The sequence below is a fragment of the Sphingopyxis sp. DBS4 genome (assembly GCF_024628865.1).
In the GTDB taxonomy this organism is placed as follows: domain Bacteria; phylum Pseudomonadota; class Alphaproteobacteria; order Sphingomonadales; family Sphingomonadaceae; genus Sphingopyxis.
Window position 1 is genome coordinate 1,950,262 of the sequence record NZ_CP102384.1, and the last position, 26,186, is coordinate 1,976,447.

Consider the following 26,186-nt stretch of genomic DNA (forward strand, 5'->3'; position numbering starts at 1 on the left):
GCGGGGCCCCAGAGCGGCCTTGCGCTACCCCGCCCTGGGTCCCCGCCTTCGCGGGGACACGCAAGGGCTTCAGTCAAAGCCGATCATGTTCTAATCCCCTGCGAAATCGAACGCACTGACCCCGCGCTCGCCCTCCCTGAATCGCAGCGGGCGGCCGAGCGGCGGCGTCGATCGCTGGACGCAGCCGGTACGCGTGCAGCGGCGGCAACCGAGCCCGACCGGCGTCGCGGGCGATCGCATCAGGTCGATGCCGCGCGCCGCGATCAGCGGCGCGGCAACCTTCGCATCGACGCCGACGCAGACGGCGAAGCGGGCGGGGGTGCCGCTGCCCGTCGCACCGGGCGCTGCGACCGATCGCGACTGGGTGAACCAGCGCGAGCCGTCCTCGAGCTCGACGAGGTCGGCGACCACCTCGCCGGGGCGGGCGAAGGCTTCGTGGACGCCCCACAAAGGACAACGCGCGTCGCCGTCGACGAGCGGCGACTGGCTTGCCCCGGCATAGCGCTTGCTGCCCTGCCCCGCGCGATCGATCCGCAGCATGAAGAACGGCAGCCCGCGCGCGCCGACGCGCTGGAGCGTCGTCAGCCGGTGCGCGACCTGCTCGTATCCCGCGCCGAAACGCCGCTGAAGCAGCAGCAGGTCGTATCCCGTTGCATCGCAGGCACGCAGGAAGCGGCTGTACGGCATCATCAGCGCGGCGGCGAAATATTGGATCAGGTGGCGCTCGAACAGTCGCGCCGCAGCACTCTCGGCGAACTCCGCTCCGGCGACGAGCGCGTCGATTTCGCCCTTCGCCTCGATCTGCGCAAGCGTCGCCGCGGCCTGAAAGGTGCGCGACGCGGGGCGCAGCAGTTCGTTCAGCATCAACTGCCGCGCGTGCCAGTCGAGCCAGCGCAGCCGGTCGGGCATCACATCGCTCGGCAGGATGCGGATGCCGAGCTGGTGCCGCGTGCGCAGCCGTTCCGAAATCGTTCCGTAAAGGTCGCCGCCGGCGAGGCGCAGTTCGTCCGCCAGCTCCTCGGCGCGCGCGTCGAGATCGGGGAAATGATTGCGCCATTTCTCGATCGCGCGGCGCACCGCGGCCACTTCGGGCGCGTCGCCCTGACCTTCGGCACGCTCCTCGGGCGCCGTATCGAACAATCGTGCAAAGGCCGCGGCGGTCGCGGGCGCGGTCTGCAACCATAGCTCGACCTCCTGCGCGCCGATGCCGAGGTCGGCGAAGCGCGGGTCTGCCAGCCGCCGCCTCAGGCCCGCGAGTCCGCCCGGCACCTCCTCGGTGCCGAGCCTGGCCGCGTCGAAGCCGAAGCGCTCGGCCAGCCGCACGATCACGGTGGCGGAAAGCGGCCGCTGCCCATGCTCGATCAGGTTGAGATAGCTTGGCGAAATATCGAGCGCTTCGGCCATCGCCGCCTGCGTCATTCCCGCCTCGCGCCGCACCTTGCGCACCGCTGGCCCCGCAAACACGCGCCGTTCCGCCATAGTTTGTAACTTTCTTTACTAATTTACACGCTGATTTACACCTAACCGGCATATTTCACAAATTTTATTGACAAATCTTTTCCCTTTGCGCGACACTTTCGCCAACTTCCACCCATCACCTCCTCACAAGGATACAGACGATGGGCTATCAGGAAGACATGGCGCAGGCAGGCCGCCTCATCCGCGATTACGACGGCACGTGGGACGGCATCAGCGGCGAAAGCATCGCCCGCATGCGCGCCCAGAACAAGTTCCGCACCGGCCTCGACATCGCGCGCTACACCGCGCGCATCATGCGCGCCGACATGGCCGCCTATGACGCCGATCCCGCGAACTACACCCAGTCGCTCGGCTGCTGGCACGGCTTCATCGCGCAGCAGAAGATGATCTCGATCAAGAAGCATTTCGGCACCGTCAAGGGCCGCTACATCTATCTCTCGGGCTGGATGGTCGCGGCGCTGCGCAGCGAGTTCGGCCCGCTTCCCGACCAGTCGATGCACGAAAAGACCAGCGTCCCGGCGCTGATCGAGGAAATCTACACCTTCCTCCGCCAGGCCGATGCGCGTGAACTCGGCGGACTGTTCCGCGATCTCGACGCCGCGCGCGCCGAGGGCGACGAGCTCAAGGCCAAGCAGATCCAGTCGGCGATCGACAATCACGAAACGCACGTCGTGCCGATCATCGCCGACATCGACGCGGGCTTCGGCAATGCCGAGGCGACCTATCTCCTCGCCAAGAAGATGATCGAGGCCGGCGCCTGCGCGCTGCAGATCGAGAATCAGGTCTCGGACGAAAAGCAGTGCGGCCACCAGGACGGCAAGGTCACCGTGCCGCACGAGGATTTCATCGCGAAAATCCGCGCCTGCCGCTACGCCTTCATGGAGCTCGGCGTCGAAGACGGCATCATCGTCACGCGCACCGACAGCCTCGGCGCGGGCCTGACCAAGCAGATCGCCGTCTCGAAGGAACCCGGCGATCTCGGCGACCAGTATAATAGCTTCCTCGACTGCGAAGAGGTCGAGGGCGCGGGCAACCCCGGCGACGTGCTGATCAACCGGGGCGGCAAGCTGATGCGCCCGAAGCGCCTGCCCTCGAACCTCTATCAGTTCCGCCCCGGAACCGGCGAGGACCGCTGCGTCATGGACTGCATCGCCAGCCTTCAGAACGGCGCCGACCTGCTGTGGATCGAAACCGAAAAGCCGCACATCGAACAGATCGCCGGCATGGTCGACCGCATCCGCGAAGCCGTCCCCAACGCGAAGCTCGCCTATAATAATTCGCCGAGCTTCAACTGGACGCTCAACTTCCGCCAGCAGGTGTTCGACGCCTGGGAAAAGGAAGGCAAGGATGTCAGCGCCTATGACCGCGCCAAGCTGATGAGCGTCGATTATGATGGCACCGCGCTGTCGGACGAAGCCGACAACCGCATCCGTACCTTCCAGCGCGACGCGGCGAAGCGAGCGGGCATCTTCCATCATCTGATCACGCTGCCGACTTACCACACCGCGGCGCTGTCGACCGACAATCTGGCGAAGGAATATTTCGGCGACGAAGCGATGCTCGGCTACGTCAAGAACGTCCAGCGCGCCGAAATCCGCCAAGGTATCGCCTGCGTGAAGCACCAGAATATGTCGGGCAGCGACATCGGCGACGATCACAAGGAATATTTCGCCGGCGAAGCGGCCCTGAAGGCCGCAGGCAAGGACAATACCATGAACCAGTTTGCGGCCTGATGGCCGCGGGGAACCAGTTCGCCGCCTGATCCAAGTTCGGCGCGAGGGGACCCGTTGCACCCCCTCGTGCCACCCTCTTCGGCGCGGGGCGTCTTGCACGAAACCCCGCGTCTCCCGAGCTTTCCTGGGGAGGAAAGCCTGTCCGTCGGAAGCCGCAAGGCCTCCGGCGGACATTTTTATTGGAGCCGCGAAAAGGAAAAGCTCGCTCTATGACAACGTTTTCCCTTGCCCCATTCGCCACGCCGATGCATTATGCTGCAACGCACAAATTCCCTCCAGACCCTCCCCGAGGCTATTTCGCGATGAATGACAACCGGCTGACGCTGATGGAAGCGATCGCCCGCCGCCGCAGGATCACGGCGCTCTACAACGGGACGCGCATGACGCTTGCCCCACATCAGTTGTTCGAGCGCCACGGCGCGCTGTTCGTCAGCGCGCTCAATCTCGACAAAAATTGGCGCTCCGAGGACGAGCGTCGGCTCGGCCATTTCAAACTCGACGGCCTCGGCGCAGCCGCGCTCGAGGAAGAGGAGTTCGAACCGCTCCCCTCCTTCGAGGCCGCCGCGCCGCGCGACGACGACATCCTACTGATGGCGGTCTAACCGCCGGCGGGTTCCTCTGCCTTCGTCTTCACCAGCGACCAGATCACCCCGCCCGCGATCAGCGCGACCGTCACGCCCAGGCTGACGAGCGGCGGGAATTTGCCCCCGTCCAGCACGAAATCGGCGACGAAGATCTTCGACCCGATGAAGACGAGCACCAGCGCCAGCGCATATTTGAGATAGTGGAAGCGATGCACCATCGCCGCGAGCGCAAAATAAAGCGCGCGCAGGCCGAGGATCGCCATGATGTTCGACGTATAGACGATGAACGTATCGGTCGTGATCGCGAAGATCGCGGGCACGCTGTCGACCGCGAACACCAGGTCGGCAAGGTTAATCACGACGAGCGCGAGAAACAGCGGCGTCGCGGCGAGCGCGAGCTTGCCGGTCTTCGTGTCGGGCACGCGCACGAAGAATTTCTCGCCATGCAGTTCGTGCGTGATCGGAATGTGGCACGACAGCCAGCGGACGACGGGATTGCCCGCGACGTCCATCGGCTTGTCGCCCGCGAACAGCATCTTCACGCCGGTGAAGATCAGGAAGGCTGCGAAGACATAGAGCAGCCAGCCATATTCGGTGACCAGCGCCGCGCCGCCCGCGATCATGATCCCGCGCAGCACGATCACCGCGACGATGCCCCAGAGCAAAGCGCGATACTGGTAGCGCGGCGGGATCGCGAAGGTCGCGAAGATCAGCGAGATGACGAAAATATTGTCGATTGACAGCGCCTTCTCGATGAAGAAGCCGGTGTAATATTGGAGGCTGGCCTCGCCGCCCTTCTCGGCCCAGATCCACGCGCCGAACGCCAACGCGATGCCGATGTAGAGCAGCGAAAGCTTCAGGCTCTCGCCAATCCCCATCTCCTTGTTTTCGCGGTTGAGGATACCGAGATCGAACGCGGTCAGCGCCGCGACGAGGGCGAGAAAGGCCAGCCAGAACCAGGCCGGGGTTCCCAGCCAGTCGGCGAACAGAAATTCCATGATGATCATCCTTGGCACGCGCCGGGGACGCCGCCCCTGAGGGGCAGCGCCATTGGTCGCTTATCCTGTTGAATTAAAGCGCGAGCGCGGGCTGATGCGCCAGACTCGCGAGCCGTTTGCGGATCGCGAGCTTCGCGGCCTTCAGCCGCAGCAGCCGGAACGGATCGGCACCGCGGCGGCGGTTCTCGCGGCGCAGCGCATCGTCGATCCGGCGATGCCATTCGGTCAGCCGGTAAAATCGGGAATTGAACGTCATAAGGGCCTCCTGATTGATGAAATCAAGCAGGTGACGCCGACACCACGACCCGGATTGAGGGGAGAGATGGGCCGCAAGCATCGGTGTCACCCGATGCGGTCCGACATCACGTGGCGGAATAACCTTCCGCCGACGCCAGAGGGGCCCGGCCCGCATGTCAATGATCTAGGATGGGGGGCGGGCCGTTTCAACCCTTTGCTCTCGCCCCGCCTGTCGTGTTAGCCCGGTAAGGCATCGGGTGGTCGAGGGGAGAATATGCGCATGACAGTGTCGGTCGACCGCGACGGCCCGGTGACGATCGTCACCATCGATCGCCCAGAAAAACGGGGGGCCGTCGATCCCGCTACCGCGACGGCCTTGCGCGAAGCCTTCGCTGCCTTCGCGAACGACACCGAGGCGCGGGTCGCGATCCTGACCGGCAGCGCCGGGTATTTCTGCGCCGGCTTCGACCTCGGCGCCGTCGGCGCGGCGCGTTATGATCCCGACGGCGCCGGTCCGATGGGGCCGACGCGGATGCTGCTCGAAAAGCCGGTGATCGCGGCGATCGAGGGCCACGCCGTCGCGGGCGGGCTCGAACTCGCGCTATGGTGCGACATGCGCGTCGCAGCCGTAAGTGCAGTGTTCGGCGTCTATTGCCGTCGCTGGGGCGTGCCGTTGATCGACGGCGGCACCGTCCGCCTGCCCCGCATCGTCGGGCAGGGCCGCGCGATGGATATGATATTGACCGGCCGCGCAGTCGCCGCCGCCGAGGCGCTCCGCATCGGCCTCGCGGATCGCGTCGTTGCCGACGGGACCGCGCTGTCCGCCGCGATCGAGCTTGCGAAACAGATCGCCGCCTTCCCGCAAATCTGCATGAACAGCGACCGCCTCAGCGCCTATCGCCAGTGGGATTTCGATATCGAGGGGGCGCTGGCGCACGAAGCCCATGCCGGGGTCGCGCCGCTGCGCGAAGGCGCGGCGGCGGGCGCCCGACGCTTCACCGAAGGCGCCGGACGCGGCGGCAGCTTTACCGCTTTCAAGGGAGAATAGGATGCGACATCTGCTTGCCGCGGCCGCGCTGGCCGCCCTGCCCGTCACCGCGCAGGCCGAGGCGCCGGGCATTCCGGCCGCGATCTACACCGACCCGCCCGCCGACAAGGAGCATCCGGCGGCGATGGAGGTCGTCCATATTCCGAGCGGCGGGGTGGAGATCAACGGCGTCGTCTATGTCGCCGCGGGCGCCGGACCGCATCCGACCGCCGTCCTCTGCCACGGACTGCCGGGGCTCGAGAAGAATCTCGACCTTGCGCAGGCGATCCGGCGCGCGGGATGGACGGTGATCACCTTCAACTATCGCGGATCGTGGGGCAGTCCGGGCGACTATCGGCTCGCGGGCAACCTCGACGACACCGACGCGGTGCTCGCCTTCGCGCGCGATCCCGCCAACGCCGCGAAGCTCCGGATCGACCCTGCGCGGCTGGTCGTCATCGGCCACAGCATGGGCGGCTGGGTGACCGCACTGACCGCGGCACACGACAAGAAGCTGCTCGGCGCCGCGATGATCTCATCGGGCAATATGGGTGCGCTCGCCGGGGTGCCGCGCGATCAGGCCGCGGCGCTGCTTCGCGCCAACGGCCTCGAAGCACTCGCGGGCACCAGCCCCGAAATCATGGCGGACGAAATCATCGCCGCCAAGGATCGCTTCGACTTCGTCAAGGCCGCGCCGCAGCTCCGCGACACCAATTTGTTCGTGCTGACCTCCGACGACGGCTTTGCATCGATGAGCGATGCTCTGAACAACGCGATCAAGACGGAGGGCGGCACGAAGCTCAAGACGTTACACGTCGCGACCGACCATAGCTGGTCGGACGCGCGCATCCGGCTGGAGAGCGAGATCATCGATTGGCTCGGAACGCTGAAATAGGGCCCGAAATCGATCTATGCGGCGTTGCGCAACAGGGCGATCATGCTGGCTTCGAACTCGAACGGGCTACTTCGCCCATCGAGAATGTCTTGAGGCGCAAGCCGGCTTACGACCTTGCCATTTCCTATCAACAGGCCCTCGTCGCACGCCGTGAGCGTGATCATGTCGTGAAGAGCGGTAAGGAGCGTAAGGCCGTCATCGACGCATTGGCGGAGCGCTTTGCGAAGGTCCAGCGCCGCAACCGGATCGAGCCAGTTGAACGGCTCATCGAGGATGACGAGCGACCGGCCGCTCGCAAAGGCACAACCAATCGCGACCCGCTGCTTCATACCGGCCGAACAGTCCCCGATTTTCATATCCAGGAGCCGGTCGAGGCCAAGGGGCTCGGCAATTCGTCCAATCGCCCGTAACCAGATATCTGGATCGGGCTCGATGAGTCCGAAAAGCTGACGCCCCGTCAATGCGCCCGGAAGATATTCGGCAGGTGGCATGAATCCGATGCTTTTGGCGCGGACCGCGGGCTGATCGCAAAGTTCGCGATCGTCGATACGGCACGATCCCATCGTGCAGGGCAGACGGCCGGCGAGTCCGCGTAAAAGACTCGTCTTTCCGGAGCCGTTGGCCCCGATGATACCGAACCAGCGTTCGCGACCGACCGTCATCGACACATCGTCCACCGCACGGGTGCGATGGCGCAGGACCGTCAACTCGCGCAATGCAATGGCCGACGCAGTCACCACAGCATCCATTCCGTCCTCCCGGCGCGCCAGGCCAGCCAGCCGGCGACCGCGATCAGCAGCAGGGCCGCCGCCCAAGGGAGCGCCACCCCTGTTGCCAACATGATGGAAAGCAGACACGCGAGCGTCAACTGGACTTGGCGACGCCCCATGACGCGCGACAGCAATATCTCCAGAATCTTATAGGCGGCCACCGCCAGCGCCGTCACCACGACGGCGGCAACAAGCTGTGCATTCCCTGCCGCTACGGCAGCGATCGCCAGCGCCGAAGCCGCGAAAAACCCGATCCGCAAGCGCGCGCGAACCGAACTGGCGGGCGAGTGGCCGATAATCCGCTCGAAGGTCACGACGGCATGGTCGATCGGCGCATACCAAAGCATCAGGCCGATCATCAGGAGCGACGCGATGCCGGGAGCGATTGCCCTGCTCCCGAACAGCGCCGATGCGAAGACGATTGCGGCGGCGGCAGAAACGACCGACAGCGCCCCAGAGCCGGCATGGCGCGAACGCCACAAATCGACGAGGAAGCCGAAAACACCGTTTGTCGTCGGAATCTGCGGCAGCCGCGCCAATGCCAGACACATCTGAACGGGAAGGAGAGCGAACCACCATGCAACCCAGACTTTGGCAAACAGGCCCAGGTCGGGGAGGCAAATGAGGCCCGCGAGCACCGAATCGGCAAGAAGATGGAAAAAGAGGCGATAGAGGATATCAGGACCGACCCTGAGCGCTACGGGCGAAAGCACGGATTCATGCCGAAAATATCGCAAGCGCGAATGCAGAGCGAGGTCGAGGGAGATAGCGGCGAACGAGGCCAGGCCCATGAGGAGGAATGGCCGCATATCATCGGCCAGCATGTCGACCGACGCCCGGCCGAAACCGATCGCCATCGCGCCGGCCAGCGCCATCGTCAGCATGTCTTGCGGACGTCGAACCATCTGCCTTAGACCCGCCGCGGCGATAGCCAGGTCGTGCGCGAGCAGCGGGTTTCCGAACGGGACGTAACGGGCCGGGCGACGATGCCCCATCTTATCGATGTCCTTCACGATCGAAGCGACGCCTCCGGCGATATCCACGCTCTCCTGGCTCGAGCCGCCCCTACCCCTTCGCCATCAGTTTCATCGCCATCGACGTCAGCGCCTCGGTCGCGGTCGAGATGACCGCGGGAGCGTCGGGGGCCCAGAAGGGCGAGTGGAGGCTGGGGAGCGTCCGTCCTTCCTTCTTCGCCGCATCGAATTCACCCTGCGGAACGCCGCCGACCCAGATGATCAGGCTCTTGATGTCCTTGTTTTCGTCGCGCGAAAAGCGACCGAAATCCTCGCCGCCCATCACCGGCGGAAGCTGGACGACGCGCTGGTCGCCGAAGCGCGCCTTGAGGCCCGCCGCCATCTCCTCGGTGAAATCGGGGGTGTTGAAGGTCGCGGGGGTATATTCCTCCTTCTCGACGCTCACCACCGGCATCCGGTCCTCGGGTATGCCCGCGGCGATCGCCTCGCCCTTTGCGATGCGCGCGATGCCGTCGAGCAGCTTCGCGCGCACCTCGTCGGTATAGCTGCGCACCGTCAGTTGCAGCTTCGCCTCGTCGGGAATGATATTATGCTTGGCGCCGGCGTGGAAGCTGCCGACGGTGACCACCGCGCTGTCGAGCGGGCTCGTCTCACGCGACACCAAAGTCTGGAGCGAGGTCACGATGCGGCTTGCGAGCACGATCGGGTCCTTCGTCGCCTGCGGATAGGCGCCGTGACCGCCGAGCCCCTTCACGAGAACATCGACGCTGTCGACATTCGCCAGCGCATAGCCCGGCGTATAGCCGATCATCCCCGCCGGAAACTGCGCTGCGTCGTGAAAGGCGATCGCATATTGCGGGCGCGGAAAGCGCGTATAGAGCCCGTCCGCCAGCATCATCCGCGCGCCCGCGCCGCGTTCCTCGGCGGGCTGGCCGATCATCACCAGCGTGCCCGACCATTTATCCTTGTTCGCCGCCATCAGCCGCGCGGTGCCGATCCAGCTCGTCATATGGGTGTCGTGACCGCAGGCATGCATCACCCCGGTCTCGACGCCTTCCTTGGTCGTCACCCGCACCTTCGACGCGCCGGGCCATCCCGTCTGCTCGGTCACCGGCAGTCCGTCCATGTCGGCGCGGATCAGCACGACCGGACCGGAGCCGTTCTTCATCACCGCAACGACCCCGGTGCCGCCGACCTTTTCGGTGACCTCGAAGCCGAGCTTGCGCGCCTCGGCGGCAAGGATGCCCGCGGAACGGACCTCCATGAAGCTGAGTTCGGGGTTGGCGTGCAGATCCTTGTAGATCGTCATCAGCGACGGCATCTGCTTCTGCACCTCGGCGCCCAGATCCTGCGCCGCGGCGGGCGCGCTGATGCCAAGGGCGGCCACGCCCATCCACAAGCTCCGCATCATCATCTTCCCCTTCGTTATCAGCCGGCCGGAACGAGCTCGATCACGTCGAGCAAGGATTCATAGGCGGGCGACGGAAGCACCAGCCGCCAGCGATTGTCGCCGATCCGTTCGACCAGCCCCGCCATGTCGCGCATCCGGTCACTGCCATAGCTGACCGCGATCGACTCGTCGCCGAGCACCAGCGTGCCGAGAAAGACCTGCCGCGTCAGGCTGTCCGAAAAGATCAGCCCGACCGGCCGCTGCGACCCGGTGAGCTTGGTCAGGCTCATCAGACCCTGTTCGGGCGCGACGCGGCAGCGGAACCAGTCATAGGCGATATAGCCGAGCGTTCCGCGTCCCTGCGTCCCGACCTTGATCGTGCGGCAGCGATAGTCGCCCGGCGGCAGATGCGGGTTGGGCAGCGCGGCATTCGGCTGAAGCAGCACGCCTTCGTGCTCGATGCTTGCCCCATAGCCCTTGGCGCGCGCGCTGGCGAGCGCGGCGGTCCAGCTCGAATACCAGTTGCGGATGCGCTGCTTGTCCTGCGCGGTCGCCGTGGCGCGCCACGTCCCCGCCGGATCGGCGACCGGCGCGTCGGCGGCCGATGGCGGCACCGACGGCACCGTCTGACAGGCGCCGAGGGCAAGCCCCAGCGCCACGATGGATAGTTTTGGGATGCGACCCCGCATATCTTCCTCCTGCCCCCTGTTCGGTTAACCTTAAGAGCCGGAAGGAAAATGCTCAAGGCCGGAGCGTCTCAGGCCGCGGTCCATCCCCCGTCGACGCTGAGGTTGGCGCCGGTGATGTTCGCCGCCTCGTCGCGCGTCAGGAAGGCCGCTAGCGCCGCGACCTGATCGACGGTGACGAACTGCTTGGTGGGCTGGCCCGCGAGCAGCACGTCGTTGATCACCTGCTCGCGCGTCATGTGCCGCGCCTTCATCGTGTCGGGAATCTGGTTCTCGACCAGCGGCGTCCAGACATAGCCGGGGCTGATGCAATTGACGGTGATTCCCGCGTCGGCGACTTCGAGCGCGACGGTCTTGGTCAGCCCCGCGAGCCCGTGCTTCGCGGTGACGTAGGCCGATTTGAACGGCGAAGCGACGAGCGAGTGCGCCGAGGCGGTACCGATGATCCGCCCCCATTTCTTCTTGCGCATCCCCGGCACTGCGTGGCGGATCGTGTGGAAGGCGGCGGTCAGGTTGAGCGCGATGATCATGTCCCATTTCTCGACCGGGAAATCCTCGACCGGCGACACGAACTGCATCCCGGCATTGTTCACGAGGATGTCGACCCCGCCCAGATCCTTGTCCGCGCGCTGGAACATCGCCTCGATCTCGTCGGGCTTGGTCAGGTCGGCGCCGTCATAGACCGCCTTGCCGCCGTTGAGCACGGCCAGCGCCGCGCGTTCGGCCTCGATCGCGTCGGCGTCGCCGAAGCCGTTGATGACGATATTCGCGCCCGCAGCGGCGAAGGCCTTGGCGATGCCGAGCCCGATGCCCGAGGTCGATCCGGTGACGAGCGCGGTCTTGCCTTTGAGATGCATGGAGTAGTCCTTTCAGGTGGGGGGAGAGGGTCAGCCGGCCTTGGGGCGAAGATCGCCCGACTGGACGGCAAAGCTGTCGGAGCGCCCTTCGGCGATACTGTCGGCGAGCAGGTGGCCGTCCTTCATTGCGGCCTCGACCGCGGCGCGGCCGAGCGCCCAATTGGCCTCCATCGTCGCGCGCGAAAATTCGAAATCGCGCACGCCGGTCTGCCATGCGGGCGGCTGGTGGATCAACTGGACGACGTTGAGCGCCTTGGCGTCGATCATGCGCTCGACCGCCTTCACCTCGGGCAGGTCGCGGGCTTCGGGCGGCAGCTTGGCGAGCATCCGGTCGATCAGCCGATGTTCCTTGCGCCGCCGCACCAGCCCATCGGAAATACGCCGCGTGCGGCTGGAAAAGCGGATATCCTTCTCGCGCGACCAGGCTTCCTCCAGATCGTGCGGCCGCTCGCCGCGCGCGGGGAAGAGGTCGACCTGAAAGACGAGCATGTCCTCCTTTGCCGCCTGCACGACATGCTCGAGCGGGGTGTTCGACACGAGCCCGCCGTCCCAATACCAGGTCCCGTCGATCTCGATCGGCGGCAGGCCCGGCGGCAGCGCGCCCGACGCCATGATGTGCCGCGCGTCGATCGTGTCGGTGATCGTGTCGAAATAGCGGAAATTGCCCGTCTCGACCGCGACCGCACCGACCGACAGCCGCACCTTGCCATGGTTCAGCCGGTCCCAGTCGACCAGCCGGTCGAGCGTCGCGGCGAGCGGCGCAGTGTCGTATAAGCTGACCGCGGCGGGCGTCTGCCGCTCGGCGAACATCGGCGGCGGGATGCGCGGGACGAAGAAGCCCGGCACGCCGAAGCTCGCGACCTGCGCCGCCGCGCCCAGATGCACCCATTCGCGGATCAGGTCGTTGTCGACGGTCGGCAGCGAGGGCAGCGCCGACGACACGCCCTCCCAGAACTCACGCATCCGGCCGACCGCCTCGTCGCGCGGATTGCCCGCTATGATCGCGGCGTTGACCGCGCCGATCGAAATACCGGCGACCCAGTCGAGTTCGATCCCGAGTTCGATCAGCGCTTCATAAATACCCGCCTGAAACGCCCCGAGCGCGCCTCCGCCTTGCAGGACGAGGACGACCAGATCGGGAAGCGGCAAAGCTGCGCGGGCGGCACGGCGGGGCATGGACTCGCAACGATTCCTTGTTCTGCGTTCGGCACCCTTGAGCTTTTGTGCACCGCAACAGGTGCGATTGCAAGTCTCCGGCTCGCCAGTCGCCGGTCCACGTTTCCGCATAGCGCGAAGCCCCTTCCAATTGCCCCCCGCTGCTGCCACTATCCGCCCCGGACAGACACTTAGCGGCGGGAGGGACCCTATGCGCCTCGACGATTATGATCCCGGCGACGATATTCAGGACCTCGGGCGCGGAAGCGGCGGGTTCGGCGGCGGCGGGGGCGGCGGCATGGGCGGCCTGCTCTTCGGGTTGCTGCCGATGCTCCTCGGACGCAAGATGGGGTGCGGGACGATCCTGCTGCTCGGCGTCGTCGCTTTCTTCCTGCTCGGGCCGGGCATGAACATGCTCGGGTCGGGCGGCAGCACGGCCGATCCGGCGGCCGACAGCAGCGGCACGCAAGCCGGCGCAGCGGCGTGCGACACGCAGGCCGAACGCTTCGCCTGTCAGGTGTTCAGTTCGACCAACCGTTTCTGGGGCAGCCAGATCAGCGGCTATCGGGAACCAGGTCTGCGCTTTTTCACCGAGAAGAACATGTCGGGATGCGGCGCCGCGCAGTCAGCGATGGGGCCTTTCTATTGCCCGGCCGACCAGCGCATCTATCTCGACACCGAATTCTTCGACGAACTCCAGAACAAGTTCCACGCCGCCGGGGACGCGGCGCAGGCCTATGTCGTCGCGCATGAGGTCGGTCACCATATCCAGACGATCACCGGCATCTCCGATCAGGTTCGCAGTGCCCAGCAGCGCGCGTCGCAGGCCCAGGGCAATGCCCTGCAGGTCCGCATGGAACTGCAGGCCGACTGCTACGCCGGCGTCTGGGCGAACCGCGCGCGCAACAAGGACGGCCAGTCGGTGATGGAGCCTGGCGACATGGAGGAAGCGATGCGCGCCGCCAATGCGATCGGCGACGACACGCTGATGCGCTCGGCGGGCCAGCGCCCGGTTCCCGAAAGCTTCACGCACGGGACGAGCGAGCAACGCATGACCTGGCTGCGCCGCGGCCTCGAAACGGGGGATCCGAAGCAGTGCGACACGTTCAACGCGTCGCTCTGATCGCAGTAGCGGCGGCGCTTGCCGCCACGCCTGCTTCGGCCGAAACGCTCTATGTCCAGACCGGGCGGCTGATCGACGGCGTCTCGAACGCGGTCCGCACCGGCCAGTGCGTGACGATCGAGGATGAGCATATCAGGGCGGTCGGTCCGTGCGGCACGGTGCCCGCGGGAGCGACGGTCGTCGACTGGTCGGCCTATACGGTGCTGCCGGGGCTGATCGACCTGCATACCCACCTCGCCGACGTCGGACAGAGCGCCGACGTCGCCGCGCCGATTAAGGCCTCGCCCGCCGAAACCGCGCTCGTCGGCGCGCGCAACGCGCGCGTGACGCTGAATGCCGGCTTCACCAGCGTGCGCGACGTCGGCACCTATCGCGGACTGACCGATGTGGCGCTGCGTAACGCCATCGATCGCGGCGACGTGCCGGGGCCGCGCATGTGGGTCGCGGGTGCCTATATCACCGTCCCCGGCGGCGGCGGCGAAGTGAACGGCGTCGTCCCCAACGACCAGCTTCCCCCCGACATGCGCCTCGGCGTCGCCGCGACGCCGGAGGAAGCCGCGCAGAAGACCGCCTGGCTGCTCGACCATGGCGCCGATTTCATCAAGACGATCGCCACCGGCGCCGTCCTCGCGATCGGCACCGAGCCCGGCGCGCCCGAACTCACCGAGGATCAGCTTCGCGCGGTGGTGACGGTCGCCCACGCCCGCGGCAAGCGCGTCACCGCGCACGCGCACGGCGCGGCCGGGATCAAGAATGCGATCCGCGCCGGGGTCGACAGCATCGAACATGCGAGCCTCGCCGACGAGGAAGCGCTGCAGATGGCGAAGGTGCACGGCACCTGGCTCGTCATGGACATCTACAACGGCACCTATATCGACGAGGAAGGTACGCGCGAGGGCTGGCCCGAGGAATATCTCCGCAAGAATCGCGAAACCACCGACACCCAGCGCGCGGCGTTCCGGCGCGCGGTCGAGCTGGGCGTCAGGATCGGTTACGGCACCGACGCCGGCGTCTATCCGCACGGGCTCAACGCGCGGCAATTCGCGAACATGGTCAAATATGGCATGACCCCGATGCAGGCCATTCAGGCCGCCACCGGCCGTGCGTCCGAGGAGATGGGCCGCGCCGACGTGGGCGCGATCGTGCCCGGGCGCTATGCCGACATGGTCGCGGTGAAGGCCGATCCGCTGAAGGACATCACGGTGCTGGAAGCGATCGACCATGTGATGAAGGGCGGCGCGGTCGTTCGCTGACGTCCGGAAGCGGACCTATCTTGCATCGTCATCCCGGACTTGCTCCGGGATCCATTTTCTCGGCGCCGGATGAATGGATCCCGGATCAAGTCCGGGATGACGAGAGTCTGAAAGCGGCCGATTGTAGGCTTTCAAGTCCGAGCATAGCGCATCCGAAAGAGGAGGTTGTCTTTCAGAATATAGTGATGAAACAGCGATGCTGCGGCGTGGAAACCGATTAACCAATATCCGATTGTGCCGCCGAGACCGTGGAGGTCTTCGATCTCTTTCGCCAGTGCCCCGTTCGGACCGATGAGTGGCGGGAGCTCCAAACCGAAGAAGGGGATGGACTTCCCCTCGGCGCTGAGGATGAGCCAGCCAGCGATTGGCATTCCGATCATCAGAAGATAAAGAGCAAAGTGGGTGGCATTTGCGATCAGCTTCTGCCAGCTTGGACCTTCCAAAGGCGCTGGTGCCGGCCATATGAGCCGCGCCACGACCCTGAACCAGACAAGTCCGAAGACGGACAATCCCAGCATGAAGTGCCAATTCTTGAGCGCGTCACGCGGTACACTGCCTTTGGGCCAGAACTCCCTGAGTTCGATTGCCGCATAGACCGCTGTGATGACCAGCAACATAAGCCAATGGAGAGTTATCGACGGCAGACTGTAAGAATTCGATTTTCGCTCGCCTGCCATAATGATCCTCCGGCCGCCAAATTGCCCTGCACGAATCCGCACTGCATTGATCTGCATCAATCAGCACGGGATGGCCACGCGGCGACGCCCACTCCCCACCCCGAAGCCGCCCTTGATGTTCGACCAACACCACGAACGGGGTTGAACACGCGCGCGGCACGGCTAAACCGCTTTCATGCGAAACCATTTCATTCCCAGCGCCATCGCGCTCGCCGCCACCCTTTGCTCCTCCTCCGCCCTCGCCCGCCCGATGACCGAGGTCGACCTCGCGACCTTGAAGCGCGTCGGTGCCCCGGCCGCGTCGCCCGACGGGCGCTGGGTGGTGTTCCAGATGACCGAGACCGCGCCCGACAGCTACAAGCGTTCGACCGGCCTCTGGCTCGTCGACCGCAAGGCGAAGGACGCCAAGCCCGCCCAGATCGCCGACACGCCGGGCAAGAACGAAAGCTCGCCCGCCTTCGCGCCCGACGGCAGCCTCTATTTCGTCTCGAACGCCTCGGGCAGCGATCAGGTCTGGCGGATCGACGTCAAGGCCGGCGGCGCGGCGACGCAGGTCACCGACACCAAGGCCGATATCGCTGGCTTCAAGATTTCCCCCGACGGGGCAAAGCTGCTCGCCTGGGGCGACATTCCGATGGAATGCACCGACTTCGGCTGCGACGCCAAGGATAAAGGCGCGCTCGTCGGCCCCGGCACCGGCCGCCTCTACAAGGACGGCGTCGGCTTCGTGCGTCATTGGGACGAATGGGAAACGCCCGGAACGCACAGCCGCCCCTTCGTCTTCAACCTTGCGGACGGCAAGGCGAGCGTCGCGCGCCCGATCGCCGCCGGGCTGGTCGGCGACACGCCATCGAAACCCTTTGGCGGCGGTGAGGAACTGGCGTGGGGGCCGGACAGCTGCACCGTCTATTTCACGATGCGCAAGGCCGACCGCAACGAGCCGCGCTCGACCAACCTCGATATCTATAGCTGGCTGGTCGACAGCCGGATGATGCCGGTCAATCTGACGCAGAGCAATGAGGCGACCGACACCCTGCCCGCCCCGTCGCCCGACGGCAAATGGCTCGCCTATGCTGCGATGGCGCGGCCCGGCTATGAAGCCGACCGGCAGGTGCTGATGCTGCGCAACCTCGAAAGCGGCGAGACGAAGAAGCTGACCGACGCCTGGGATCGCTCTGTCGGATCGATCGCATGGGCGGCGGACGGCAAGTCGCTCTACGTCACCGCACAGGACGTGCTCGATAATCCGGTGTTCAAGGTCGACGCTGCGACCGGCAAGGTCGAGCGGCTCAAGGCGTCGACCGAGGCGTTCGACGGCAACATCGGCGACGTCAGCGTCCTGCCGGGCGGCGGGCTCCTCTATTCGCGCAACACCGCGCTGCTGCCGACCGACATCTATGCCCGCGACGCGAAGGGCAAGGTGACGCAGCTCAGCGCGGTCAATGCTGCGACCCTCGCGCAATTCGACCCGGTCAAGATCGACCGGATGCAGTTCGCGGGCGCGAACGGCGACAAGGTGTGGGGCATGATCCTGAAACCCGCGAACGCCGCCGCGAAGCTACCGGTCGCCTTCATCGTCCACGGCGGCCCGCAGTCGAGTTTTGGCAACAGCTGGTCGACGCGTTGGAACCCGCGCCTGTTCGCGCAGCAGGGTTATGGCGTCGTCACCGTCGATTTCCACGGATCGACCGGCTACGGTCAGGCCTTCACCGACAGCATCAACAAGGACTGGGGCGGCAAGCCGCTCGAAGACCTCAAACTCGGCCTCGCCGCGGCGGGCAAACAGGATGCGCAGCTCGACATCGCCAACGCCTGCGCGCTCGGCGCCTCCTATGGCGGCTACATGATGAACTGGATCGCGGGCCAATGGACCGACGGGTTCAAATGCCTCGTCCAGCACGACGGCGTCTTCGACGCACGCGCCATGGCCTATGAGACCGAGGAGCTGTGGTTCGACGAGTGGGAGCATGGCGGCGCCTATTTCGAGGTTCCCGAGGAGTTCGAGAAATGGAACCCGGTGAACCATGTCGACAAGTGGAAGACCCCGATGCTGGTGATCACCAGCGAAAAGGATTTCCGCATTCCCTATACGCAGGGTCTCGCCGCCTTCACCGCGCTCCAGCGCCGCGGCGTTCCGTCGCAATTGCTCGTCTTCCCCGATGAAAATCATTGGGTGCTGAAGGGCGCGAACAGCGTTCAATGGCACCGCACGGTGTTCGACTGGCTGGGGAGTTATTTGAAGAAATAGGGCCGCATGCTCCCGCGAAGGCGGGAGCCCATCACCGGTCGGCGCCATTTTGAACCGGCAGGAGATGGGTCCGCGCCTTCGCGGGGACACGCCCGTGTTTGACAAGGGCGGTTCCCCCTTGCCGCGCCGCAGCATGGCTGGCAAAGGCGGCCGCTATGCCGATGGAAAAAACCTTCGATCCCGCCGCCATCGAGGCGAAATGGGCCCAGACATGGGAAAGCCGCGGGCTGTTCCGCCCTGCGCGCCCGGACGCGCAGCCGTTCACGATCGTCAACCCGCCGCCGAACGTCACCGGCGCGCTGCACATCGGCCATGCGCTCGACAATACGCTGCAGGACGTACTCGTCCGCTACGAACGGCTGCGCGGCAAGGATGCGCTGTGGGTCGTCGGCATGGATCATGCGGGCATCGCGACGCAAATGGTCGTCGAGCGCCAGCTCGAGGAGCGGCAGGACAAGCGCACCAACTACACGCGCGAAGAGTTCGTCGAGAAAGTGTGGCAGTGGAAGGCGGAGAGCGGCGGCCAGATCACCGGCCAGCTTCGCCGCCTCGGCTGCTCGATGGACTGGTCGCGAGAGCAGTTCACGATGGACCCGCATTTCACCAAAGCTGTGGTCAAGGTCTTCGTCGATCTGCACAAGAAGGGCCTGATCTACCGCGACAAGCGCCTGGTGAACTGGGACCCCAAGCTCAAGACCGCGATCTCGGACCTCGAGGTCGAGACGCACGAAATTCAGGGCGGCTTCTGGCACTTCAAATATCCGCTCGCCGATGGCGTCAAACTCGATGACGGACGCGATTATATCGAGGTCGCGACGACGCGCCCCGAAACGATGCTCGCCGACATGGCGGTCGCGGTCCACCCCGACGATGCGCGATACAAAAGCGTGATCGGCAAGGACATCCTCCAGCCGATCACTGGCCGCCGCTTCAAGGTCGTCGCCGACGAACATGCCGATCCCGAGCTCGGATCGGGCGCGGTGAAGATCACGCCGGGACATGATTTCAACGACTTCGAGGTCGGCAAGCGCGCGGGGTTCAAGCCCGGCGAGATGCTCAACATGCTCGACGGCGATGCGAACGTAATCCAGACGGCCGATGGGCTGGTCCCCGAGGACTATCTCGGCCTCCACCGCTTCAAGCGCGATGGCGTCGATGGCGCGCGCGAACTGGTCGTGCAGCGGATGAAGGCGCTTGGCTTCCTGATCCCGCACGTCGACAAGGACGGCGCCGAGCATGACGCCGAGCCGCGCACGATCCAGACGCCCTTCGGCGATCGCGGCGGCGTAGTGATCGAGCCCTGGCTGACCGACCAATGGTATGTCGACGCCGAAACGCTGGCGCAGCCGCCGATGGCGGCGGTGCGCGACGGGCGCATCAACATCGTCCCCAAGACGTGGGAAAAGACCTTCTTCAACTGGATGGAGAATATCCAGCCCTGGTGCGTGTCGCGCCAGCTCTGGTGGGGACACCGGATTCCTGCGTGGTATGGCGCCCCAAAAGAAGAAGGTGCCGAAGCCCCCATCTTCGTCGCGGAAACCGAAGAGGCCGCGATTGAGCAGGCGCGCCAATATTACGGCTCGGACAACGTAGTAGCGAACGCTCACCACTGGGATATGCCGCAAGGCGAGTTGCCGTGGAACATCCGTCGCGACGAGGACGTCCTCGACACCTGGTTCTCTTCTGCGCTCTGGCCCTTTGCGACGCTCGGCTGGCCCGACGATACCGAACTGCTGCGTCGCCATTACCCGAACGACGTGCTGGTCTCGGGGTTCGACATCCTCTTCTTCTGGGATGCGCGCATGGCGATGCAGGGGATGGAGTTCATGTCTGACGTTCCATGGAAGACGCTCTATCTCCACGGCCTTGTCCGCGCGCCCGACGGCGCGAAGATGTCGAAGTCGAAGGGCAATGTCGTCGACCCGCTCGGCCTGATCGACCAGTATGGCGCCGACGCCCTCCGCTTCTTCATGAGCGCAATGGAAAGCCAGGGCCGCGACATCAAGATGGATGACGCGCGCCTCGCGGGCTATCGTAATTTCGCGACCAAGCTGTGGAACGCCGCGCGCTTCTGCGAAGCCAACGGCATATCGGCCTCGACCAGCCTCGCAGCGCCCGCGGCGAGCCTGCCGGTCAACCGCTGGATCATCGGCGAGGTCGCCGACACCGTCGCCGCGATCGACAAGGCCTTCGCTGCCTATCGCTTCGACGATGCCGCGAACGCGATCTACAGCTTTGCGTGGGATCGCTTCTGCGACTGGTATCTGGAACTGATCAAGCCTGTCTCGAGCGAAGTCGAGAGAGGCGCGATCGACGACGAGACGAAGGCGGTCGCCGGCTGGGTGCTCGACCAGATCCTCGTCATGCTCCACCCCTTCATGCCCTTCATCACCGAAGAGCTGTGGACCGGCCTCGGCGACCGCGACGCCTATCCGCTGATCACCGCGAAATGGCCCGAGCCGAAGGCAGAGCGCGACGCGGAGGCGAGCGCGGATATCGACTGGCTGATCAAGCTGGTCAGTGAACTCCGCGGTGCCAAGGCCGAACTCGGCCTGCCGCCGGGCGCGCGGCTGACCGCGCATTTCCCGGCGTCGCTGAAGGACCGTGCCGACAAGCTCGCGGCGCAGCTCGACCGCCTCGCGCGGCTCGACGCGATCAGTTTCGATCCCGCACCGGCGGGCGCGTCGGCCCAGCTCGTCGTCGAGGGCGAGACGATCATCATCCCACTCGAAGGCGTGATCGACATCGCCGCCGAGCGCGACCGCCTGACCAAGGCGCTCGCCGCCGCGGCCAAGGAGTTGGGCGGCCTCGCCGGCCGCCTGAACAACCCCTCGTTCGTCGAGCGCGCCAAGCCCGAAGCGGTCGAAAAGGCGCGCGCCGACCATGCCGCCAAGGCGGCCGAAGCCGAGCGCCTGACCGCGGCATTGGCACGGCTGGGGTGACCGACGGCGAAACGCCCGTCACGCCGCTGCCCGTCGCGGCCGCGGCCGACCCGGCCGCGGGGCCGATCCCGCCGCGCCAGAACGCGCGCGGCGGCGGGCGGATGGACCTGACCAGCGGGCCGATCACCAAGACGCTGATCCTCTTCGCGCTGCCGACGCTCGCGTCGAACATCCTGCAGACGCTGTCGAGCTCGGTGAACTCGATCTGGGTCGGCCAGTTCCTCGGCGAAAGCGCGCTCGCCGCGACCGCCAATGCCAACATCATCATGTTCCTGATGTTCGGTGCCTTTTTCGGGTTCGGCATGGCGGCGACGGTGCTGATCGGCCAATCGATCGGGCGCGGCGACATCGATGCGGCGCGGCGCGCGGCGGGCGGGGTCATCGGGCTCGCGCTGATCTTTTCGATCGCGATCGCGGTCGTCGGCTGGTTCGCATCCGACCGGATATTGCATTGGCTGAAAACCCCGCCCGAGGCGTTCGGGCTGGCGCACGACTATCTGCGCGTCACCTTCCTCGCGGTGCCCGCGAGCATGTTGTCGGTGACGCTGATGATGGCGTCGCGCGGCGCGGGCGATGCCGTGACGCCGCTGCGCTTCATGATGCTGACGGTCGTGCTCGACATCGTCTTCAATCCCGTGCTGATCCTCGGCCTCGGCCCGTTCCCGCGCCTTGGCATCGCGGGCAGCGCGCTTGCCACCGCGACCGCAGGGACGATCAGTCTCGCAGGGATGATCGCCTGGTTCTATGCTCGAAACCATGTGCTGCGCCTTCGCGGCCGCGAACTCGCCTATCTGTTGCCCACGGGGAGCGAGCTTCGCTTCATCGTCGGGCGCGGCCTGCCGATGGGCGCGCAGATGCTTGTCATCTCGGGCGCCGGGCTCGTCATGGTCGGACTCGTCAATCGCGAGGGACTCGTCACCGCCGCCGCTTATGGCGCGACGCTACAGCTCTGGAATTATGTCCAGATGCCTGCGCTCGCAATCGGCGCGGCGGTCAGCGCAATGGCGGCGCAGAATATCGGCGCGGCGCGCTGGGATCGCGTGGCGTCGGTGACGAACAGCGGCATGGCAATCAACCTCGTCATGACCGGCATCCTGATTGCGCTGCTTCTGACCTTTGACCGCGCGGCGCTCGCGCTGTTCCTTGGCAGCGAAAGCCCGGCGATCGAGGTGTCGCGCCATATCCAGTTGATCGCAACCTGGACCTTCCTGCCTTTCGGCACGACGATCGTGCTGATCGGCACGCTGCGCGCCAATGGCTCGGTCGTCCCGCCGCTGATCATCCTCTTCCTTTCGATGTTCCCGATCCGCCTCGGCATCTATTATTTCGGCTATGCGGCGATCGGCAGCGACATTTTGTGGTGGAGCTTTCCCCTATCCTCGCTCGCCTCGCTGGCGATGGCATGGGCGGTCTACAAGCGCGGGGGCTGGCGCCGCACGATGCCGCGGCCCGATCTCGGATAGCGGCTTTCGACCAAAGTCCGGGCCGCTTCGACTGGCGGCCCGGAGCCTGCTAGCCTTGCGGCGCCGTTTGGCGCTAAGGCAGCCTCGATGAACATGACTATCCGCAAAGAGACGCTGCGCGATCAGCGAGCGAAGATGCTGGCGGCGGCGCCCGACTGGCGCGCCTCCGACGCGCGCGTCAATCCGCGGGTCGCGATCGGATCGATCATCGCGATGTGGCTGCTCTATTTCTTGATCACCACGGGCCTCGGCATTCTCGCGGGCGCCGAGCAGTGGGAATATGCCGGCCGCCGCGCCACCGTCGTCGTCGCGGGCATTCTCTGCACCTTCGTCCTCTACCAGCTCATCCAGCGCGTCCAGCCGCGCGGCTTCGGCGCCCGGCTCGCCGTCGCGATGGGCGCCGCGATCCCGCTGGTCATCGTCTATGCGTGCATTAACCTGCTCGTCTTCTATTACTGGCTGCCGCTCCCGGACTCGGCCAAGATCATCGCCGACATCCAGGCGAAATTTCCGCTCGCGTGGGAAATCGTACTGATCCTCGACAGTTCGATCCGCTGGTATTTCTTCTTCGCGGTGTGGGCAGCGCTCTATGTCGCTTTCGGCTATGCCAACGAAATGCGCGCGGTCGAACGACGCGCGAACCATTTCCGCATCGAGGCGCAAACCGCGCAGCTCCGCGCACTCCACTATCAGGTCAATCCGCACTTTCTGTTCAATACGCTCAATTCGCTGTCGACGCTCGTCCTGCGCGGGTCGAAAAGCGAGGCCGAGACGATGATCATGAACCTGTCGTCCTTTTTGCGATCAAGCCTCGCGATCGATCCCGAACAGCTCGTCAGCCTCGACGAGGAGATCGCGCTCCAGCGGCTCTATCTCGATATCGAACAGGTTCGCTTCCCCGACCGGCTGCAGGTCGAGGTCGCGGTGCCGAAGGCGCTGGAAAATGCCTGCGTTCCGGTACTGATCCTGCAACCGATCATCGAGAATGCAATCAAATATGGCGTCGCGCCCAGCAAGGGCCGGATCGCGATCCGGTTGACGGCGAGCAGCGAGCACGGCCTGCTGGTCGTCCGCATCGAAAACGACATCGATCCCAAGGCGCCGACTCCCGCGCCGGGAACGGGCCTTGGCCTCGGCAACGTCCGCGAGCGGCTGCTGACCCGCTATGGCCCCGCGGCGGGCTGCGAATGGGGCCGGTCGGACAGCGGTGGCTTCTTCGTTTCCTTGTGGTTGCCGCTGGCAAGAGAGGGATGTTGAGATGATGCGGACATTGCGCACGCTGATCGTCGACGACGAGCCGCTGGCAATCGAGCGGTTGCAGATCCTTGCCGGGCAGCAGGACGGAATTTCCCTCGTCGGAACCGCCAGCGACGGCGCCTCGGCGCTACGCATGGTCGACGCGCTCGCCCCCGACCTCGTCCTCTGCGATATCGCGATGCCCGATCTCGACGGGCTGGCGGTCGCAGCGGCGATCGACAGGATCGACAATCCGCCCGCAGTCGTCTTCGTCACCGCTTTCGACCGCTATGCGGTGGCGGCGTTCGATGTCGCCGCGGTCGATTATCTGCTCAAGCCGGTATCGCCCGACCGCCTCGCCCGCGCGCTGGCCCGCGTGCGCGAGTGGAGCGCGACCGACCGAGCGCCCAAGCAGAAGAGCAAATGGATCACCGAATTCTGGGTCCAGAACCGCGGCGAGATGCTGCGCATCGATGCCGACCAGGTCGACCTGATCGAGGCCGAGCGCGATTATATGCGCCTGCATGTCGGCGGCCGAAGCTGGCTGATCCACCAGACCATCAAGTCGCTCGAAGTACGTATGAACCCCGATCAGTTCATGCGCATCCACCGGTCCAAGATGATCCGCCGCGACGGCATCGTCGGGCTCAAGCACCATGGCGACGGCGCGTGGAGCGTCGATCTGGGCGAAGGCGGCGTCCACCGGATCGGCCGCACCTATCTGCACGACGTAAAGGCGATCACGCACGGAGCGTGATCGCTTCCGTCGGGACCGCCCCCTGCTTGTGGGCGATCCCGCTGGTAACGGCCGTCAGGGAGCGGCGACGACCGGCGGTTTCTCGCTCGCGAACCGGGCGCTGCTGCCGTTCAGCAATGCCGCGAGCTGCGGTTCTGCGCTGCTCCGCGCCCGCGCTTCGCACGCCTGCTCGTCCGCGCGCTGTTCCAGCGAAGGACGGGGATCGACGCGGCACATCGTACGGATCGCGTTGCGAACGCGAAGGTCGAGCCGCTCGCGGCCATCGATCGTCTGAAGATCGAGATCGCCGTAGCGCACCTCGACGCGCGGCGCGTCGTCGTCCTGCGCCATCGCGGGCGCGGCCATGCCGGTGGCGGCCATCGTCAGGGAGATCAAGGCAAGGGTCGGTTTGAACGTCGGTTTGAACATGGGGGGAGTCCTCTCAATCCGGGGTTATGATGCGGGACACGGCCTGATGTTAACCGGGGAAGATTGCACCAACCCGCATCCCGCACAGACGGAATGCGCCATTCGCGGTGCCCTCGCATGCGGGGTTCGACCGGTTCGGGAACCCGGTCGATCAGCCGGACGAAGTGCCTTTGGGCATCGACCAATGGCCGAAGGCTTGCAACCAGCCGCCACAATGTTTCTCTTCGCGAAATGAGAAGGAAATCCCGCCCCTCTCCGAGTCGCAGCCGGGCCGGGCGCCGGCTGGTCTGGGCGCTCGGGCTGAGCGTTGCCGGATTCGCGGGCGGGGCGCTGCTGGGCCTCGCGGTTGTGGACAAGGGGCTCGATCGCGCAGCCGGCGGCGATGCTTCCTTTGCCGGGCTCAGCGCCAATCCCAACGCACTCGTCACGGGGCAGACGGACGCCCCACCCTGCCCCGACTGCGCCGACAGCTATGGCGTCGCCGCGCGACTGAACGCCCGGCGCGATCGCCGGATGAGCGATGCCTTTCGCGAACTGGGCCAGGTCGATGGCGATATCATGCCATCGCCCGAACCGGCGCCCGAACCGGCGGACAATTATCGCTATGGCGGCAGACTTCCCGATCCCGCACCGCGCCCCGACCCGCGAGACGAGCCGGCAATGATCATCCCCGTCGCGCTTCCGCCTCCCGCCGCGCGCGCGGCGCCGATTGCGCCGAAGCCGGCCGACGAACGGCAGCAAAAAGGCCCCGGCGACCCGCCGGACCCTCCTGCCGGTCCACAGTAGGAATCGTCAGCGCGTCAATTCTTGGGCTGCGGCTGCGCACAGCGTGACGTATCGCCCGCCTTGCAGGCCGCGACATCGGCTTCCCACTGAATCCGCTCTTCGGCCGACATGGCCGCCACGCGCGCCTTTTCGGCCTCATAGGCCTCGGTTTCCCTGGCGAATTCGGATTGCGCGGCCGCTTCCTGCTGATCGCGTGCGGCGACCTGCGCTTCATAAGCCTGCGTCTCCGCATTGGCTTTCGCCAGTTGATCGGCGTTGAGCCGCGCCGTGTTCGCGCGTTCCTCCGTCGTCGTTCCATCGGGATTTTTCTGCATCGCACCCGCCTGTCCCGCCGCGAGCAGCGCGATCGCCGCGCCAGCCGTCAAAATCGCCCTGATCATCGAAGCGCTCCTTCCAATTCAGGCTCCTGTCCGTCCAACGTTTTGCCCGGCTCGTCGTTCCCGGCAGCGCCGGCCCGATCGCATGGATTTGACGATGCGCCGTACAGCCGTCATTCTGGCCCTGCCTT

Annotated in this window: 24 protein-coding genes; 12 read left to right on the forward strand and 12 right to left on the reverse strand. The window is 65.7% G+C overall.

Features of this window, described 5'->3' with window-relative positions:
• Nucleotides 1–90: 90 nt before the first annotated feature.
• Complete coding sequence (locus tag NP825_RS09220; RefSeq protein ID WP_257550653.1) at nucleotides 91–1,479, reverse strand: short-chain fatty acyl-CoA regulator family protein; 1,389 nt, start codon at nucleotides 1,477–1,479, stop codon at nucleotides 91–93.
• 140 nt (nucleotides 1,480–1,619) lie between these two features.
• Between NP825_RS09220 and NP825_RS09225 the strand changes: the two genes are divergently transcribed.
• On the forward strand, nucleotides 1,620–3,212 hold the full coding sequence (locus NP825_RS09225; protein ID WP_257550655.1) for an isocitrate lyase: 1,593 nt from the start codon (nucleotides 1,620–1,622) through the stop codon (nucleotides 3,210–3,212).
• A gap of 302 nt (nucleotides 3,213–3,514) precedes the next feature.
• Nucleotides 3,515–3,814 (forward strand): WYL domain-containing protein, encoded by a 300-nt coding sequence (locus NP825_RS09230; protein WP_257550657.1) that lies wholly within the window; start codon nucleotides 3,515–3,517, stop codon nucleotides 3,812–3,814.
• Here NP825_RS09230 and NP825_RS09235 read toward each other — a convergent pair.
• Complete coding sequence (locus NP825_RS09235; RefSeq protein ID WP_257550659.1) at nucleotides 3,811–4,794, reverse strand: TerC family protein; 984 nt, start codon at nucleotides 4,792–4,794, stop codon at nucleotides 3,811–3,813. The genes NP825_RS09230 and NP825_RS09235 overlap by 4 nt on opposite strands.
• A 73-nt stretch (nucleotides 4,795–4,867) precedes the next feature.
• Nucleotides 4,868–5,050, reverse strand: a complete 183-nt coding sequence (locus tag NP825_RS09240) for a DUF465 domain-containing protein (protein ID WP_257550661.1) — start codon at nucleotides 5,048–5,050, stop codon at nucleotides 4,868–4,870.
• Between the two features lie 261 nt (nucleotides 5,051–5,311).
• Between NP825_RS09240 and NP825_RS09245 the strand changes: the two genes are divergently transcribed.
• Both NP825_RS09245 and NP825_RS09250 read left to right on the forward strand, forming a co-directional pair.
• Nucleotides 5,312–6,079 carry a crotonase/enoyl-CoA hydratase family protein gene (locus NP825_RS09245; protein ID WP_257550663.1) on the forward strand — a complete coding sequence of 256 codons (768 nt, stop codon included), beginning with the start codon at nucleotides 5,312–5,314 and terminating at the stop codon, nucleotides 6,077–6,079.
• A gap of 1 nt (nucleotide 6,080) precedes the next feature.
• On the forward strand, nucleotides 6,081–6,953 hold the full coding sequence (locus tag NP825_RS09250; protein ID WP_257550665.1) for a S9 family peptidase: 873 nt from the start codon (nucleotides 6,081–6,083) through the stop codon (nucleotides 6,951–6,953).
• A 14-nt stretch (nucleotides 6,954–6,967) separates the two neighbouring features.
• On the opposite strand, the gene NP825_RS09255 is transcribed toward NP825_RS09250, so the two are convergent.
• From NP825_RS09255 to NP825_RS09280, 6 genes are all read right to left on the reverse strand, one after another.
• Nucleotides 6,968–7,702: an ABC transporter ATP-binding protein gene (locus NP825_RS09255; RefSeq protein ID WP_257550667.1), complete on the reverse strand. Its 735-nt coding sequence runs from the start codon at nucleotides 7,700–7,702 to the stop codon at nucleotides 6,968–6,970.
• Nucleotides 7,687–8,766, reverse strand: a complete 1,080-nt coding sequence (locus NP825_RS09260) for a hypothetical protein (protein WP_257550669.1) — start codon at nucleotides 8,764–8,766, stop codon at nucleotides 7,687–7,689. The genes NP825_RS09255 and NP825_RS09260 overlap by 16 nt, the downstream gene beginning before the upstream one ends.
• 22 nt (nucleotides 8,767–8,788) lie before the next feature.
• On the reverse strand, nucleotides 8,789–10,105 hold the full coding sequence (locus NP825_RS09265) for an amidohydrolase (protein WP_374046560.1): 1,317 nt from the start codon (nucleotides 10,103–10,105) through the stop codon (nucleotides 8,789–8,791).
• A gap of 20 nt (nucleotides 10,106–10,125) precedes the next feature.
• Entirely contained in the window at nucleotides 10,126–10,776 is a 651-nt protein-coding gene (locus NP825_RS09270; protein WP_257550673.1) for a DUF4893 domain-containing protein, read from the reverse strand.
• Nucleotides 10,777–10,844: 68 nt separating this feature from the next.
• Nucleotides 10,845–11,630: a 3-hydroxybutyrate dehydrogenase gene (locus NP825_RS09275; RefSeq protein WP_257550675.1), complete on the reverse strand. Its 786-nt coding sequence runs from the start codon at nucleotides 11,628–11,630 to the stop codon at nucleotides 10,845–10,847.
• Nucleotides 11,631–11,660: 30 nt separating this feature from the next.
• Nucleotides 11,661–12,806 carry a patatin-like phospholipase family protein gene (locus NP825_RS09280; RefSeq protein ID WP_257550677.1) on the reverse strand — a complete coding sequence of 382 codons (1,146 nt, stop codon included), beginning with the start codon at nucleotides 12,804–12,806 and terminating at the stop codon, nucleotides 11,661–11,663.
• Between the two features lie 190 nt (nucleotides 12,807–12,996).
• Here NP825_RS09280 and NP825_RS09285 point away from each other — a divergent pair, with 190 nt between their 5' ends.
• A complete protein-coding gene (locus tag NP825_RS09285; RefSeq protein ID WP_257550680.1) occupies nucleotides 12,997–13,908 on the forward strand; it encodes a neutral zinc metallopeptidase in 912 nt (303 codons plus the stop codon).
• Entirely contained in the window at nucleotides 13,881–15,161 is a 1,281-nt protein-coding gene (locus tag NP825_RS09290; RefSeq protein WP_257550682.1) for an amidohydrolase family protein, read from the forward strand. Before NP825_RS09285 ends, NP825_RS09290 begins: the two co-directional genes overlap by 28 nt.
• A 131-nt stretch (nucleotides 15,162–15,292) precedes the next feature.
• On the opposite strand, the gene NP825_RS09295 is transcribed toward NP825_RS09290, so the two are convergent.
• Entirely contained in the window at nucleotides 15,293–15,895 is a 603-nt protein-coding gene (locus NP825_RS09295; RefSeq protein WP_257550684.1) for a cytochrome b, read from the reverse strand.
• A gap of 118 nt (nucleotides 15,896–16,013) precedes the next feature.
• Here NP825_RS09295 and NP825_RS09300 point away from each other — a divergent pair, with 118 nt between their 5' ends.
• The 5 genes from NP825_RS09300 to NP825_RS09320 all read left to right on the forward strand — a co-directional run bounded on the left by NP825_RS09300 (nucleotide 16,014) and on the right by NP825_RS09320 (nucleotide 24,484).
• Entirely contained in the window at nucleotides 16,014–18,086 is a 2,073-nt protein-coding gene (locus tag NP825_RS09300) for a S9 family peptidase (protein ID WP_257550686.1), read from the forward strand.
• A 155-nt stretch (nucleotides 18,087–18,241) separates the two neighbouring features.
• Nucleotides 18,242–21,028, forward strand: a complete 2,787-nt coding sequence (locus NP825_RS09305; RefSeq protein WP_257550705.1) for a valine--tRNA ligase — start codon at nucleotides 18,242–18,244, stop codon at nucleotides 21,026–21,028.
• 101 nt (nucleotides 21,029–21,129) lie between these two features.
• Nucleotides 21,130–22,491: an MATE family efflux transporter gene (locus NP825_RS09310; RefSeq protein WP_374046561.1), complete on the forward strand. Its 1,362-nt coding sequence runs from the start codon at nucleotides 21,130–21,132 to the stop codon at nucleotides 22,489–22,491.
• A gap of 87 nt (nucleotides 22,492–22,578) precedes the next feature.
• Nucleotides 22,579–23,748 (forward strand): sensor histidine kinase, encoded by a 1,170-nt coding sequence (locus NP825_RS09315; protein ID WP_257550717.1) that lies wholly within the window; start codon nucleotides 22,579–22,581, stop codon nucleotides 23,746–23,748.
• A gap of 1 nt (nucleotide 23,749) precedes the next feature.
• Nucleotides 23,750–24,484 carry a LytTR family DNA-binding domain-containing protein gene (locus tag NP825_RS09320; protein WP_257550719.1) on the forward strand — a complete coding sequence of 245 codons (735 nt, stop codon included), beginning with the start codon at nucleotides 23,750–23,752 and terminating at the stop codon, nucleotides 24,482–24,484.
• Nucleotides 24,485–24,538: 54 nt separating this feature from the next.
• Here the strand turns inward: NP825_RS09320 and NP825_RS09325 are convergent, their stop codons facing one another.
• Complete coding sequence (locus tag NP825_RS09325; RefSeq protein WP_257550722.1) at nucleotides 24,539–24,892, reverse strand: UrcA family protein; 354 nt, start codon at nucleotides 24,890–24,892, stop codon at nucleotides 24,539–24,541.
• Nucleotides 24,893–25,123: 231 nt separating this feature from the next.
• Between NP825_RS09325 and NP825_RS09330 the strand changes: the two genes are divergently transcribed.
• Nucleotides 25,124–25,678, forward strand: a complete 555-nt coding sequence (locus NP825_RS09330) for a hypothetical protein (RefSeq protein WP_257550724.1) — start codon at nucleotides 25,124–25,126, stop codon at nucleotides 25,676–25,678.
• Between the two features lie 14 nt (nucleotides 25,679–25,692).
• On the opposite strand, the gene NP825_RS09335 is transcribed toward NP825_RS09330, so the two are convergent.
• A complete protein-coding gene (locus NP825_RS09335) occupies nucleotides 25,693–26,058 on the reverse strand; it encodes a hypothetical protein (RefSeq protein ID WP_257550726.1) in 366 nt (121 codons plus the stop codon).
• Nucleotides 26,059–26,186: the final 128 nt, after the last annotated feature.